The organism is Actinomycetospora sp. (assembly GCF_036497585.1).
Taxonomy (GTDB): domain Bacteria; phylum Actinomycetota; class Actinomycetes; order Mycobacteriales; family Pseudonocardiaceae; genus Actinomycetospora.
Genome location: NZ_DASXJD010000243.1, coordinates 1 through 12,859 on the forward strand (window position 1 = coordinate 1; position 12,859 = coordinate 12,859).

Below are 12,859 nucleotides of genomic sequence, written 5' to 3' on the forward strand. Positions count from 1 at the left end.
GGCCCCGGAGCCGACGCCGAGGGCGTCGACCCCGGGCCGCGGTGTGTCGGGACCGGTGTCGAGCTCCCCGCACGCGCCGGTGCGGGGTCCTAGGGTGACCGGGATGTGGACGAACTGGTCGGGCGGGCAACGGTGCCGGCCCGTGGCGACCGCCCGGCCGCTCGACGAGGCCGGGGTCGCCGGGGTGGTCCGTCGGGCGGCGGAACGCGGGCACACCGTGCGCCCCGTCGGTGGCGGGCACGGCTTCTCCGACCTGGCCGTCACCGACGGCGTCCACCTCGACACCTCCGTCTTCTCCGGCATCACGGCCGTCTCCTCCGACGGGCGCGGCGGCCACGCCACCGTCCGCGTCCGGGCCGGCACGACCATCGGTGACCTGCAGGAGGCGCTGGACGACCGCGGCCTCGCGCTGCGGGTCCCGCTGGACCTGCGCGGACCCACGGTCGGCGGGGCGCTGGCGGTCGGCGCCCACGGCAGCGCCCCGGACGGCGGGTCGCTGTCCGAGGCGGTCCTCGGGATGCGGCTGGTCGACGGCCGCGGCCGCGTCCGGGACGTCCCGCGCGCCGACCTGGACGCCGCCCGGACCGGGCTGGGGGCCCTCGGTGTCGTCCTCGACGTGGAGCTCGCCGTCGTCCCCGCCGTGCCGGTGCGGGTCACCCGCTCGTCGCGGTCGGTGGACGAGGTGCTCGATCCCGGCTTCTGGGACGCCCACGACCTCGCCGAGGCCGCCCTGTTCCCCTCGGCCCCGACCGCGGTGGCCCGGTGGGCCGACGTCGACCCCGCCGACCCGGAGCCCGAGGAGGCCGACGAGGAGGAGGACGAGCCCCGCGAGGCGCGGGAGCGCACCGTCGGGGTGACCAGCGCCGGGGCCACCGGACGGACCGCGCTGGGCGGCGCCGTCGTCGTCGAGCGCGCCGTGCCGCGTCTCGCGCCATCGCTGAACCGGGTCGCCTCCCGGCTGGCCCGCACCGTCTCGGCGACGGGTGCGGGGTACCGGGTGCTCTCCGACCCGCCCGCGGTGCGCTACGAGCAGACCGAGTGGGCGCTGCCGCGCGAGGCCCTGGCCGACGGGCTGCGCGCCCTGCTCACCGCGCTGGCCGACGGGCTCGAGACGGGGCTGCCGGTGCGGATGCGGCTGGGCGCGGCGGAGTCCGGCTGGCTGCACCCCGCCCACGGCCGGGCCACCGGCTGGGTCGCGGTGCGCGTCCCCCGCGGCACCGATCCGGGCCCGGCCCTCGCCCGCGCCGCGGAGGTGCTGCGCGCCCACGAGGGCCGCCCGCACTGGGGCACGCGGCACGACTTCACCGCCGTGGACGTCGCCCGCGCCTACCCGCGCCTGCCCGACTTCCGGCGCGTCCGCGACGACTACGACCCGGACCGGGTGTTCACCAACCCGGCGCTCGCCCGGCTGCTCGACGACTGACGGACCTGGTCGGCCTCCTCGTCCTGCGCCGCGCCGAGGTCGACCGCGAGCGCCACGACCGCCTGGTCGATGCGCCGCAGCAGGCGCGTGACGACGAGCATGTCCTGCCGGCGGTGCGGGTCCTGCCCGCGCGCGGCGTAGGCCTCGGCGCGGTCGACGAGGTCCTCGGCGGAGTGGACGAGGACACGGCCGCCGTCCGAGCGGCGGCGACCGCGCACCACGACGTCGCGCAGGCCGTCGAGGTTGGCCCGGACCGCCGTCGCGGCGGGGGCGAGCGTCGGGCTCCACCCGGGGTCCGGGGCGTGGCCGAGGTCCGCGGCGGTGCGGGCCAGCGCTCGGGCGTAGTGGTCGACGACGACGGCGACCCGCAGCGCCCGCCGGTGGCTGGAGCGCCCGCGCCGTCGCGGGGTGTCGACGAGCAGCGGCCGGGCGCGGGCACGCAGCGTCGCCAGGGCGGTGTCCATGTCCCGCGCCCGGTCCAGCGGTGGGGTGGCGACGGTGTCCCCGAGGATCGTGCCGACCGCCCCGGACAGGACGTCGTCGGCGACGTCGACGAAGGCCTCGGTGGCCTCGCCGAACGCCTCGCGCGTGCCCTTGGGCAGCACGACGAAGGCCGCGAGGACGCTCGCCACCACCCCGATCAGCGTCTCCTCGATGCGCAGCAGGAGCGTCTCCACGCTGAACAGGCCGATCAGCCCGTACACCAGCGCGAGGACCGCGGTGATCCAGAAGGCGAGCATGCCCGGCGAGATCCGCACCAGGTAGAGCGCGAGGAACGCGCAGGCGAAGAGCAGGAGCAGCGACGCCACCTCGTGGCCCGAGGTGAGCGCCGCGAGCCCCATGCCGGCCGCGACCCCGCCCACGGTCCCGACGACGCGGCCCCAGCCGCGGGAGAGCAGGTCGCCGCGGCTGTTCGTGTTAGCGAACACGACGAACGCGGCGATCACCGCCCAGTACCACCGCTGCGGGCTGAGCAGCTCGCCGCCGACGAGCGCCAGGGTGGTCCCGACCCCCACCTGGACCGCCTGCCGGGTGGTGAGCAGCAGGCCCGTCTCCCGCCGCTCACGCCCGGTGCCGGCCCCGTCGTCGGGCTCCGGGGCGTCCGGGCGTCCGTGGCCGATGCCGTCGTCGGAGGCCTCGCCCGCCACGGCGACCGGCGAGGCCGGGTGGGGCACGCCGGGCAGGGCCAGTCCCTGGGTGACCGGCTCGCCGGGACGGGCGGGCGCGTCGCGCTGGGCGTACTCCACGGAGTCCGCGACGCGGCGGACGGCGAACGCGGCGCGCTGGATCCGCTCGTGCCCGCGTCGGGTGTCGGCGACCAGGCCCGCCACCGCGCCGCGCGCGTCGGCCAGCTCGCCCAGGACGCGCCGGTGCGGGACCCGGCGCTCGAGGGCACGGCCGAGGTGGAGGACCCCGGTGCGCAGCGCGGTGAGCGCGAGCGGGGTGGCCCGCTGGTCGGGCTCGCCGGTGTCGGGGGCGTCGGCGCGGGCCAGGCGCCGGACCGCCACCCCCAGCCGCTCCAGGCCGAGCTCGGCGTCGACGACCCGCAGCGCGAGCAGGTCGTTCTCCAGCCCCGGCCACACCCGCTCGGCGTTGGTGCGCTCGAGCTGGTCCTCGACGAGCAACGCGGTCTCGTTGAGCCGCCGCCGCGCGCGGTAGAGCCGCTCCAGCACGGTCTCGCCGACCTGCTCGTGCTCGCCGCCGGTGGACCGTCCGGGCCCGGGCGTGCCCTCGCCGGTGGCGGCCTGCGCCGCGGCGAGGACGTCGTCGACCCGCAGCACCATCTCGTGGGCGCGGGCGCGGAAGGCGTCGACCAGCCGGCGCAGCGTGCGCTCCGGGCGCTCGGCGAACACCACGCTGCGCAGGAGCAGGGTCGAGCCCAGCCCCACGACGACGGCCAGGCAGAGCGCGGGGACCTGGGCCGGCTTGGCCTGGAGGAACTGGGTGAAGAAGAACGGCATGAAGGCGCCCATGCCGAGCGCGAACCCGCGCGGCCCGAACCGCCGGACGTAGACCGCGGCGACCATGACCGCGACGAAGACGACGTCGGCGACGAGGCGGTACGGCGAGAGCAGCGTGCCGGCGATCGTCGAGGCGAACGCCGGCAGCGCCATGAGCGCGGTGGTGACGCGCTGGCGGGCCAGCGAGGTCTCGTTCACCGCGAGGTTGGAGATCATGGCGAGCACGCCGGCGAACAGCACGATCGTCACCGGCTCCCCGGCGAGCACGGTCGCCCGGCCGAGCGCGACCAGGCCGGCCGCGAGCGCCATCGAGGCCACCGCGACGGAGGCGAGCCGCAGCCGGGACAGGCCCGGGTCGGCGGTGACGAGCAGCGTGCGCAGGGACTCCAGCGCCCGCGTCGTCGCCAGCCGCACCGTCCCGCCCTCCGCCCTCGTCCGGGACGGGAGTGTCCCACGTCGCCGGGCCCGACGGGGTGTCCCGGCGAGGCGCCAGGGCCACCCTCGACAGGGTTACCACCCGGTAATACTCTGGGGTTACCCGCCGGTACGAGCCGGCTCGTGCGCCCGCCGGGGCGCGGACCTTCGAGACGGAGCGAGATCCGGATGAGTCACTACCGCGCCAACGTCCGCGACATCGAATTCACCCTCTTCGAGCTGCTGCGCGTGCAGGAGCACTTCGGGACCGGCCCGTTCGCCGAGACCGACGAGGAGACGGCGCGCGCCCTGCTCCACGAGGCCGCCGCGCTCGCGGAGGGCCCGCTCGCCGCGTCCTACGAGTCCGGTGACCGCAACCCGGTCCGTTTCGACCCCCAGACCCACACCGCGCACCTCGACGAGGGCATCAAGAAGTCCTACCGCGCCATGTGGGACGCCGAGTGGTGGCGCCTCTCGGCCGACAACGCCATCGGCGGGATGGGCGTGCCGCCCTCGGTGCAGTGGTCGGCCGCGGAGATGATCCTCGGCGCCAACGCCCCGGTGTTCATGTACATGACCGGCCCGAACTTCGCCTCGGTGATCTACCGCAACGGCACCGAGCAGCAGAAGCACTGGGCGCAGGTCATGGTCGATCGGGCGTGGAGCGCGACGATGGTGCTCACCGAGCCCGACGCCGGCTCCGACGTGGGCGCCGGCCGGACGAAGGCCAGGGACAACGGTGACGGCACCTGGTCGATCGAGGGCGTCAAGCGCTTCATCACCTCCGCCGACTCCGACGGCCTCGTCGAGAACATCCTGCACCTGGTGCTCGCCCGCCCCGAGGGCGCGAAGCAGGGCACCAAGGGCCTCTCACTCTTCCTCGTCCCGAAGTTCCACTTCGACCCGGAGACCGGCGAGCCGGGCGAGCGCAACGGCGTCTACGTGACCAACGTCGAGCACAAGATGGGGCTCAACGCCTCCGCGACCTGCGAGCTGACCTTCGGCGCGCACGGCACCCCGGCCACCGGCTACCTGCTCGGCGACGTGCACGACGGCATCGCGCAGATGTTCCAGGTCATCGAGTACGCCCGGATGATGGTCGGTACGAAGGCCATCGGCACCCTCTCGACGGGCTACCTCAACGCCCTCGAGTACGCCAAGGAGCGCATCCAGGGCGCCGACCTCACCCAGCAGACCAACAAGGCCGCCCCGCGGGTGCCGATCACCAACCACCCCGACGTGCGCCGCGGCCTCATGCTGCAGAAGGCCTACGCCGAGGGCCTGCGCGCCACCTACGCGTTCACCGCGACCTACCAGGACACGGTGCGCCTGGGCGAGGCCCCGGACGCCGCGGCCGGCGACGTCTCCGCCGAGGACGTGGCCCTGGCCGAGAAGGTCAACGACCTGCTGCTGCCGATCGTCAAGGGCGTCGGCTCCGAGCGGGCCTACGAGAAGCTGACGATCGCGCTGCAGACCCTGGGCGGCTCGGGCTACCTGCAGGACTACCCGATCGAGCAGTACATCCGCGACGCCAAGATCGACTCGCTCTACGAGGGCACCACGGCGATCCAGGCGCAGGACTTCTTCTTCCGCAAGATCGTCAAGGACAACGGCCAGGCGCTGATGCACGTGGCCGGGCTGATCCAGGGCTTCCTCGACTCCGAGGGCGGCAACGGCCGCCTGAAGGAGGAGCGCGCGTTCCTCGCGACCGCACTCGCCAACGTGCAGGGCATGCTCGGCACGATGATCGGCTTCCTGACCTCGTCGCAGGAGGACGTCACCAACCTCTACAAGGTGGGTCAGCACGCGGTGAGCTTCCTGCTGAGCGTGGGCGACATGCTCATCGGCTACCTGCTGCTGCGCGGCGCCGAGGTCGCGATCGCGGCGCTCGACGGCGGATCCGCGGGCCGGGACACCGCGTTCTACGAGGGCAAGGTCGCCGTGGCGTGCTTCTTCGCCCGCACCGTCCTGCCGGAGCTGACCGCCCGCCGGGCCGTCGTCGACGGCGCCGACAACGCGATCATGGACCTGGACGTCGCCGCCTTCTGACCCCGGCTCCCGGGACGAACGGCCCGTTCGCTGCTCCCACCGCAGCGAGCGGGCCGTTCGGGTCTTTCCGGGGACGGGTGATCCCCGGGTCACAACGCCCCGGGAGATAGGTTCACGCGCGTGTCGAAGGTGCTGACCAGTCTCCCGGACGGCGAGCGGATCGGGATCGCGTTCTCCGGCGGACTGGACACGTCGGTCGCGGTCGCGTGGATGCGCGAGCACGGCGCTATGCCCTGCGCCTACTCGGCCGACCTCGGTCAGTACGACGAGGACGAGATGGGCACGCTCCCCGACCGCGCGAAGCAGTACGGCGCCGAGATCGCCCGCCTGGTCGACTGCCGGGGTCCGCTGGTCGAGGAGGGCCTGGTCGCGCTGCAGTGCGGCGCCTTCCACATCCGCTCCGGCAGCCGGGTCTACTTCAACACCACCCCGCTGGGCCGCGCCGTGACCGGCACGCTGCTCGTGCGGGCCATGCAGTCCGACGGCGTCTCGATCTGGGGCGACGGCTCGACATACAAGGGCAACGACATCGAGCGGTTCTACCGCTACGGCCTGCTGGCCAACCCGAAGCTGCGGATCTACAAGCCGTGGCTCGACGCGGCCTTCGTCGACGAGCTCGGCGGCCGGGCCGAGATGTCGCAGTGGCTCACCGAGCACGACCTGCCCTACCGCGCCAGCAAGGAGAAGGCGTACTCCACCGACGCCAACATCTGGGGCGCCACGCACGAGGCGAAGACCCTCGAGCACCTCGACGAGTCGCTGGAGATCGTCGACCCGATCATGGGCGTCCGCTTCTGGGACCCGTCGGTGACGATCGAGCCCGAGGACGTCACGATCCGCTTCGAGCAGGGCTACCCGGTCGCGATCGACGGGCAGCGCTTCGACGACCACGTCGCGCTGGTGATCGAGGCGAACGCCGTCGGCGGGCGCCACGGCCTGGGCATGTCCGACCAGATCGAGAACCGGATCATCGAGGCCAAGAGCCGGGGCATCTACGAGGCGCCGGGCATGGCCCTTCTCCACATCGCCTACGAGCGGCTGCTCAACGCGATCCACAACGAGGACACGATCGCGAACTACCACGCCGAGGGCCGCCGCCTGGGCCGGCTGCTCTACGAGGGCCGCTGGCTCGACCCGCAGTCGATCATGCTGCGCGAGAGCCTGACCCGGTGGATCGGGAGCACGATCACCGGCGAGGTGACCCTGCGCCTGCGCCGCGGCGAGGACTACTCGATCCTGCGGACGGCGGGCCCGACGCTCTCCTACCACCCCGCCAAGCTCTCCATGGAGCGCACCGAGGACGCGGCGTTCGGCCCGGTGGACCGCATCGGGCAGCTGACGATGCGCAACCTCGACATCGCCGATTCCCGCGAGAAGCTCGAGCAGTACGCCGCGATGGGCCAGCTCACCGGGCAGGCGGCATTCGTCGGGGAGATCGAGCCCGGCCGGGCCGGCCAGATCGCCGGCCGCGGCGAGGGCGAGGAGGTCGACGAGTCCGCCCTCGACCGGGCGGCGATGGAGAGCGGGACCGACTAGGTGCGCTCCGCGCATGTGAGCACTTTCGGGGGCTATAGCCCCCGAAAGTGCTCACGAGGCCGTAGGCCACCTATATCCGCCGCGCCCGGGCCTCTCCGAACAGGTAGAGCCCGAACGACACGAACCCGACGGCCACGACGATCAGCAGGAACGGGCCGAAGGGCTGCTCGGCGAGCGTCTTCAGCGCGGCGTCGAGCCCGCCCGCCCGACGCGGGTCCGCGGTCAGCGCCGCCGCCCCGAACAGCACGGCCATCACCCCGAAGGCCACCGCCCGCAGCACGTGGCCCGCGACGCCCACCCACACGAACGGCGTCCGCAGCCACGCCGGCAACCGGGAGCGGTCCAGCTCCTCGAGGAAGTCGCGCCGCACGCCGGTCCAACAGGTCGCGATCGCGGCGATGAGCACGACGACGCCGACGAGCCCGACCAGCACCCGCCCGGCGGGCAGCACCAGCAGATCGGCCGTGGCCTGCCGCGAGCCGCCGGTGCTGGAGCCCGACGACCCGGTGACGAGCAGCCGCACCCCGACCGTCGCGACGCCGAGCACCGCGAGCGCCCGGGCGCCCGACCCGATGCGCTTCTGCGTCCGGTCCCACCCCGAGGTCCAGCGGAAGCCGGTGATCGCCGCGTGCCCGTGCCAGATCCCGAACGCCACGAGCCCGAGCACGATCACGCCGATCAGGACCAGCCCGAGCGGCTCGGCCGCGATGGTCGCGAGGGCGCCCTGCTGGTCGGCCTGCCCGGGCTGTCTCCCGAGCGCGACCCGCACCGCGATCACCCCGACGAGCAGGTGCACGATCCCGTAGCCGACCAGGCCGACTCTCCCGAGCAGCTCGACCCCGCGGGACGGTGCCTCGCCCTCGCCGTCGTGCCCGAGGTCGGCGACCTCGCCGCGCACCTCCCGCGCGGCGTGGGCGGCCCGGCCCTCGCCGTCGCTCACTTCGCGTTGCAGGTGATCTCCGGCTCGGGCTCGTAGTGCACCGTCCGGGGCTCGCTGCGCGTCTGGCCGGTCTTCACGTCCTCGAGTACCCGCGTGTCGGCGATGGTGAAGCCGCCGACGCCCTTGCCGGGCTTGCACTTGGGATTGGTGCCGAGGTCCTTGGTGCCCGGAGGGATCGGGTTGGTGCGCGGCCCGGTCTGGGACGTGACGTCGTAGCGCTTCTGCCCGTAGATCTGCACCTTGACCGACGACGGCGTCCACTGCGTCCGGATGAGGACGGGGGTGTCGCCGTCGTTGCGGAACTTCAGGTCGATCGCGCCCTCGAAGACGGTGGCCTCGCGTCCCGCGGGGTAGCGGCTGATGTAGTAGCTGTGCTCCTTGTGCTCGACCTCCTCGAGGCCGGCGAAGTAGCTGGCGTTGTAGAGCGTCGTCGCGAACTGCGAGATGCCGCCGCCGATGCCCCGGGCCGGCACGCCGTCCTCGATGATCCCGGCCTCGACGTAGCCCTGCGCGGCCTCGCGCGGGCCGGTGAACCCGTTGAGGCTGAAGGTGTCGCCGGGCTTCACCGTCGCGCCGTCGACCTGGTCGGCGACCCGCTTGATGTTCTCCCCGGAGTCCGCGGCGAACCCGTTGGTCTGGAACTCGCCGATCACCGTGGCCGGGCCGAGGGCCTGCAGCGCCTCGGTGGTGACCTTCGGCGGCGTCGTCGTGTAGATCGCGTTCACCGCCCGGCCCGTGGCGGGCGGCGGCGGCGCGGGGGTACCGCCGGGCGGGACCGGCGGCGGGGTGAACGTCGTCGGCGGGGCCGCGTCGGCCGGCTCGGCGAGGGCGTCGACGAGGCCAGAGAAGGTCTTCGGGTAGTCGATCTGCCGCCCGGTGACCGCGGGGACGACGGTCGCGGCCGCCCCGGTGAAGGTGAACGACGCGTCCTGGGGCTCTGCCTCCGTCGACCCGAGGTCGCGGTCGACGACGCCCTGCGCCACCGGTACGTCGATCCGGGGCCGCAGGCCGCCGGACCCGTCGGGGTCGAACCGGAGGAAGGTGCCGATCTCGGTGGGGGAGAGCGTGGCGTTGCGGCCGTCCCCGACGACGTACGCCGGCCCGGCGACCGCGGGCTGGGCCACCTCGCGCATCGCGGTGTCGAGGCCGTCCTGGGTGACCGACACCGGCTGCGGCGTCACCGGCAGCGCGACCGGCGCCGCGTCGAGCCAGTGCTCGAGCACGACGCCGGGTGCGGCCGCGGCGTCGACGACGTGGCCGGGGTCGGAGGGCACCGGCACCGGACGGCCCCCGTCGAAGCGGATGGTGCCTTCGATCGAGGGCCGGTCCAGCTGGGGCCGCGCGCGGTCGAGCGCCTGCCCGACGGCGACCGGGTTGCCCTTGCTGACCGGGGGGACGTCGCGGTCGGAGAAGAAGGACGCGAGCCGGGTCAATGGATTCAGCGGCTGCTCGCCGGCCTGGTCGATGGTGGCGTCCACGTCGAGGTCGAGCCCGGCGGCGCGCGGGTCGAGGGCCGTGGTGGCGGCGTCCGGCCCGCTGCCGGCGACGAGGGTGATCGGGCGCGCGACGCGCGGGCCGAGCTCGTCGCGCAGCGCGCCCTCGGCGGCGAGCCGGTTCATACCGCCGACCTCGACGCCGCCCACGGTCACCCCGCGCGGGACGTCGGTGGCCGAGACGAGGAGGTCGACGACGTAGAGCAGCACGAGCAGCCCGACGACGGCGCCGCCACCGATCAGCGTCCGGGTGCGGGTGAGCCTGCTCCCGCGGGCGGCGTCGCCACCGTCCTCGTCGGACGGCGACGGTGCGTGCGGAGCGTCGACCGGGGGCAGCTGGACCGTCGCCTCGACGTCCGGATCCCGCTCGGGCTCGGCGTCGAGCGACCGCGTCGCGTCGTCGTCGAACAGGTCGCCCTCGGTCCGGGTGGCGCCCGAGGGCCCGTCCGGATTCGGAGGAGTCGTCACAGGTAGAGCCCCGTCCCGCTCGTCGACTCGGTGGTGGCGGTGGCCACGGCGTGCACGTCGCGCTCGCGCATGACCACGAAGGTCCGGCCGTCGATCTCCACCTCGGCGTGCTCGTCGGGTCCGTAGAGGACGCGGTCCCCGACCCGGACGGTCCGGACGTGGTTCCCCGTGCCGTGGACCTCGCCCCACGCGAGCCGCTTCGAGACCGACGCGGTCGCCGGGATCACGATGCCGCCGGTGCTGCGACGCTCGCCCTCGCCGGGTGCCGGCGAGACGAGCACGCGGTCGTGCAGCATCTGAATTTCCAGCCGGGGGTCCGACACGCCGGAATCGTACGGGGAGGGCCGGATCGCCCGATCCGCCGGTCGGCCGCCGCCGGGGCCGGACATGAAGAAGCCCCGTGGCTCTGCCAGGTCGGGGGTCCGGCAGCGCCACGGGGCTCGTGGTGTGTGTCGTCCCGGGCCCGGCGTTCGTTACCCGCCCGGACAGGTTCACCCGGCCGGCGCAGAAGCGCGTCGAGGGCCACGCTCCGTGCCGGACGGGCGGCCTCCGGGTGGGTCAGTGGCGCCCGAGCAGGAAGCGTCCGAAGTGCGGCACGGTGAACGCGATCCAGCCGCGCTCGGCGGAGAACACCAGGCCCTTGCGCAGCAGGCTGTCCCGGGCGGGGGAGAGCGACGACGCCCGCTTGCCGAGGTGCTTGGCCAGGGCGGAGGTCAGCACCGGGTCGTCGGAGCCCTCGGCGAGCTCGGCCATCCCCTGCAGGTACTCCCGCTCGGCCGGGGTGGCGCGCTCGTAGCGGGAGCCGAAGAAGCCGACCGCGAGCTCCGCGCCGGCGTCCGGGGCGGCGACCCGCACGTCCTCGGCGTCGATCGGGCTCTGCACCGCGGCGTCCCAAGCCGCCTTGCCGTAGGCCTGCACGAAGTACGGGTAGCCGCCGGAGACCTCGTAGAGCGCGTCGAGCGCCTCCTGGGTCAGCTTCGCGTCCTCGCGCTCGGCCGGGGCGGTGAGCGCGAAGTCGGCGTCGGCGCGGTCCAGCTGGCCGATGCGCACGTAGCGGAACAGCCGCTCGGAGTAGGACTTCGAGGCGGACAGCACCGCGGGCAGGTGCGGCAGGCCCGCCCCGACGACGACGAGCGGCGCGCCGGATTGGGAGAGCTCGTGGCACGCGGCGCAGAGGGCCGAGACGTCGTCGACCCGCAGGTCCTGCATCTCGTCGATGAGCAGGGCGACCCCGACCCCGACGTCGGCCGCGAGCTCGGCCACCACCCCGAACAGCTCGACGAGGTCGATCTCGATGTCCCCGGAATCGGCCCTGCCGTGCGCGACGGGGGCGTCGATGCCCGGCTGCCAGCGGTCCTTGAGCTTGGCGTCGGAGGGGGTCGCCCGGAGCGCGAAGGCCTTGAGGACGCCGAGGGTCTCCTCGACGCGGTCCGGGGCGCGGTGGCGGACCGCGAGGTCGCGCACCGCCCGGTGCAGGGCGGCCGCCAGCGGGCGGCGCAGGTCGGCGTCGGGACGGGCCTCGATCTTGCCGGCGCCCCAGCCGGCGCGGACCGCCATCGACCGCAGCTCGCCCAGCAGCACGGTCTTGCCGACCCCGCGCAGGCCGGTGAGCACCAGGCTGCGCTCCGGGCGTCCGCGGGCCACCCGCTCGAGCACGACGTCGAACGCGTCGAGCTCCCGGTCGCGCCCGGCCAGCTCCGGCGGGCGTTGACCGGCGCCGGGGGCGAACGGATTGCGCACCGGGTCCATGCCCTCGGAGAGTATGGGCCCGTCTAGCGATCACCGGATACATCGCGAGAAACGCCGATCGGCGTGTCGCCCGATCGGGAGCTCTACGGGCGTCTAGCCCGGGAGCTAGACGGCCGGATACGGCGCGATCCGGGCGAGGCCGGGCACTCGGAACTGCCGGCCGATCAACCACCGAGGTCCCGGCGCAGCGCATCGAGGCCCGGCCAGACGATCGCGGTGAGCATGCGGGCGAGGACGTCCGCCGGCGCCTCCTCGGTGGCGGGGTGCTCGGTGCCCAGCCACCAGTCGGTGAGGCCCTCCGCGGCCCCGACCAGGGTGTGCGCGATCGGCTCGGCGGCCTCGACGGATCCGCCGAGCTCGGGGGCGAGGAGCTCGGCGGCGCGCCCGACGATCCCCCGCCGCGCCGCGTCGACCTGGCCGGCGAACTCCCCGGTGGAGGCCTGGCGGTAGAGCACCCTCCAGCCCTGGCGGTGCGTGGTCACCGCGTGGAAGAAGGCGCGCAGCGCGCGGAAGAGCCGGCCCTCGACGTCGCCGGGACCCGTCGCACCGCCGGTGCCCACGGCGGCCGTCATCGCCGTCATCAGGCGGTCGGCCTCGCGGGCGAGGCACGCGGCGAACAGCTCGTCCTTGGTGCCGCCGTGCGCGTAGACGAGCGGCTTGGACACGCCGGCCCGGGTGGCGATCGCGTCCATCGAGGCGCCGTGCAGCCCCTCCTCGGAGAACACCGCGATCGCCGCGTCGAGCACCTGGCGGCGACGGACCTCGGGCGCGAGGCGGCGGCGAGCGGTCGGGGTCACGCTTGCATCCTATCTACTACCGCGTAAAG

Annotated in this window: 9 protein-coding genes; 3 read left to right on the plus strand and 6 right to left on the minus strand. The window is 74.4% G+C overall.

From position 1 onward, the window contains the following. Positions 1–142 precede the first annotated feature (142 nt). Positions 143–1,423 (plus strand): D-arabinono-1,4-lactone oxidase, encoded by a 1,281-nt coding sequence (locus VGH76_RS25220; protein WP_331559515.1) that lies wholly within the window; start codon positions 143–145, stop codon positions 1,421–1,423. Here VGH76_RS25220 and VGH76_RS25225 read toward each other — a convergent pair. Further along, positions 1,366–3,798, minus strand: coding sequence for an FUSC family protein (locus VGH76_RS25225; protein ID WP_331559516.1), 2,433 nt, complete (start codon positions 3,796–3,798; stop codon positions 1,366–1,368). The genes VGH76_RS25220 and VGH76_RS25225 overlap by 58 nt on opposite strands. A 189-nt stretch (positions 3,799–3,987) precedes the next feature. On the opposite strand from VGH76_RS25225, the gene VGH76_RS25230 reads away from it, so the two are divergent. Together VGH76_RS25230 and argG are read left to right on the plus strand one after the other, a co-directional pair. Next, positions 3,988–5,847 carry an acyl-CoA dehydrogenase gene (locus tag VGH76_RS25230; RefSeq protein WP_331559517.1) on the plus strand — a complete coding sequence of 620 codons (1,860 nt, stop codon included), beginning with the start codon at positions 3,988–3,990 and terminating at the stop codon, positions 5,845–5,847. A gap of 120 nt (positions 5,848–5,967) precedes the next feature. Continuing rightward, positions 5,968–7,383 (plus strand): argininosuccinate synthase, encoded by a 1,416-nt coding sequence (argG, locus tag VGH76_RS25235; protein ID WP_331559518.1) that lies wholly within the window; start codon positions 5,968–5,970, stop codon positions 7,381–7,383. A gap of 70 nt (positions 7,384–7,453) precedes the next feature. Here argG and VGH76_RS25240 read toward each other — a convergent pair whose 3' ends face one another. From VGH76_RS25240 to VGH76_RS25260, 5 genes are all read right to left on the minus strand, one after another. Further along, positions 7,454–8,323, minus strand: a complete 870-nt coding sequence (locus VGH76_RS25240) for a DUF1206 domain-containing protein (RefSeq protein WP_331559519.1) — start codon at positions 8,321–8,323, stop codon at positions 7,454–7,456. Further along, on the minus strand, positions 8,320–10,284 hold the full coding sequence (locus tag VGH76_RS25245) for a VanW family protein (RefSeq protein ID WP_331559520.1): 1,965 nt from the start codon (positions 10,282–10,284) through the stop codon (positions 8,320–8,322). Before VGH76_RS25245 ends, VGH76_RS25240 begins: the two co-directional genes overlap by 4 nt. Beyond that, a complete protein-coding gene (locus tag VGH76_RS25250) occupies positions 10,281–10,607 on the minus strand; it encodes a co-chaperone GroES (RefSeq protein ID WP_331559521.1) in 327 nt (108 codons plus the stop codon). The genes VGH76_RS25245 and VGH76_RS25250 overlap by 4 nt, the downstream gene beginning before the upstream one ends. 235 nt (positions 10,608–10,842) lie before the next feature. Then, entirely contained in the window at positions 10,843–12,033 is a 1,191-nt protein-coding gene (locus VGH76_RS25255) for an ATP-binding protein (protein WP_331559522.1), read from the minus strand. A gap of 164 nt (positions 12,034–12,197) precedes the next feature. Further along, positions 12,198–12,830: a TetR/AcrR family transcriptional regulator gene (locus tag VGH76_RS25260; protein WP_331559523.1), complete on the minus strand. Its 633-nt coding sequence runs from the start codon at positions 12,828–12,830 to the stop codon at positions 12,198–12,200. Positions 12,831–12,859 lie beyond the last annotated feature (29 nt).

Bases quoted from the DNA above. Each gene is read 5' to 3' on its own strand.
- VGH76_RS25230 (WP_331559517.1), top strand. From the start codon at position 3,988: ATGAGTCACTACCGCGCCAACGTCCGCGACATCGAATTCACCCTCTTC.
- VGH76_RS25255 (WP_331559522.1), bottom strand. From the start codon at position 12,033: ATGGACCCGGTGCGCAATCCGTTCGCCCCCGGCGCCGGTCAACGCCCG.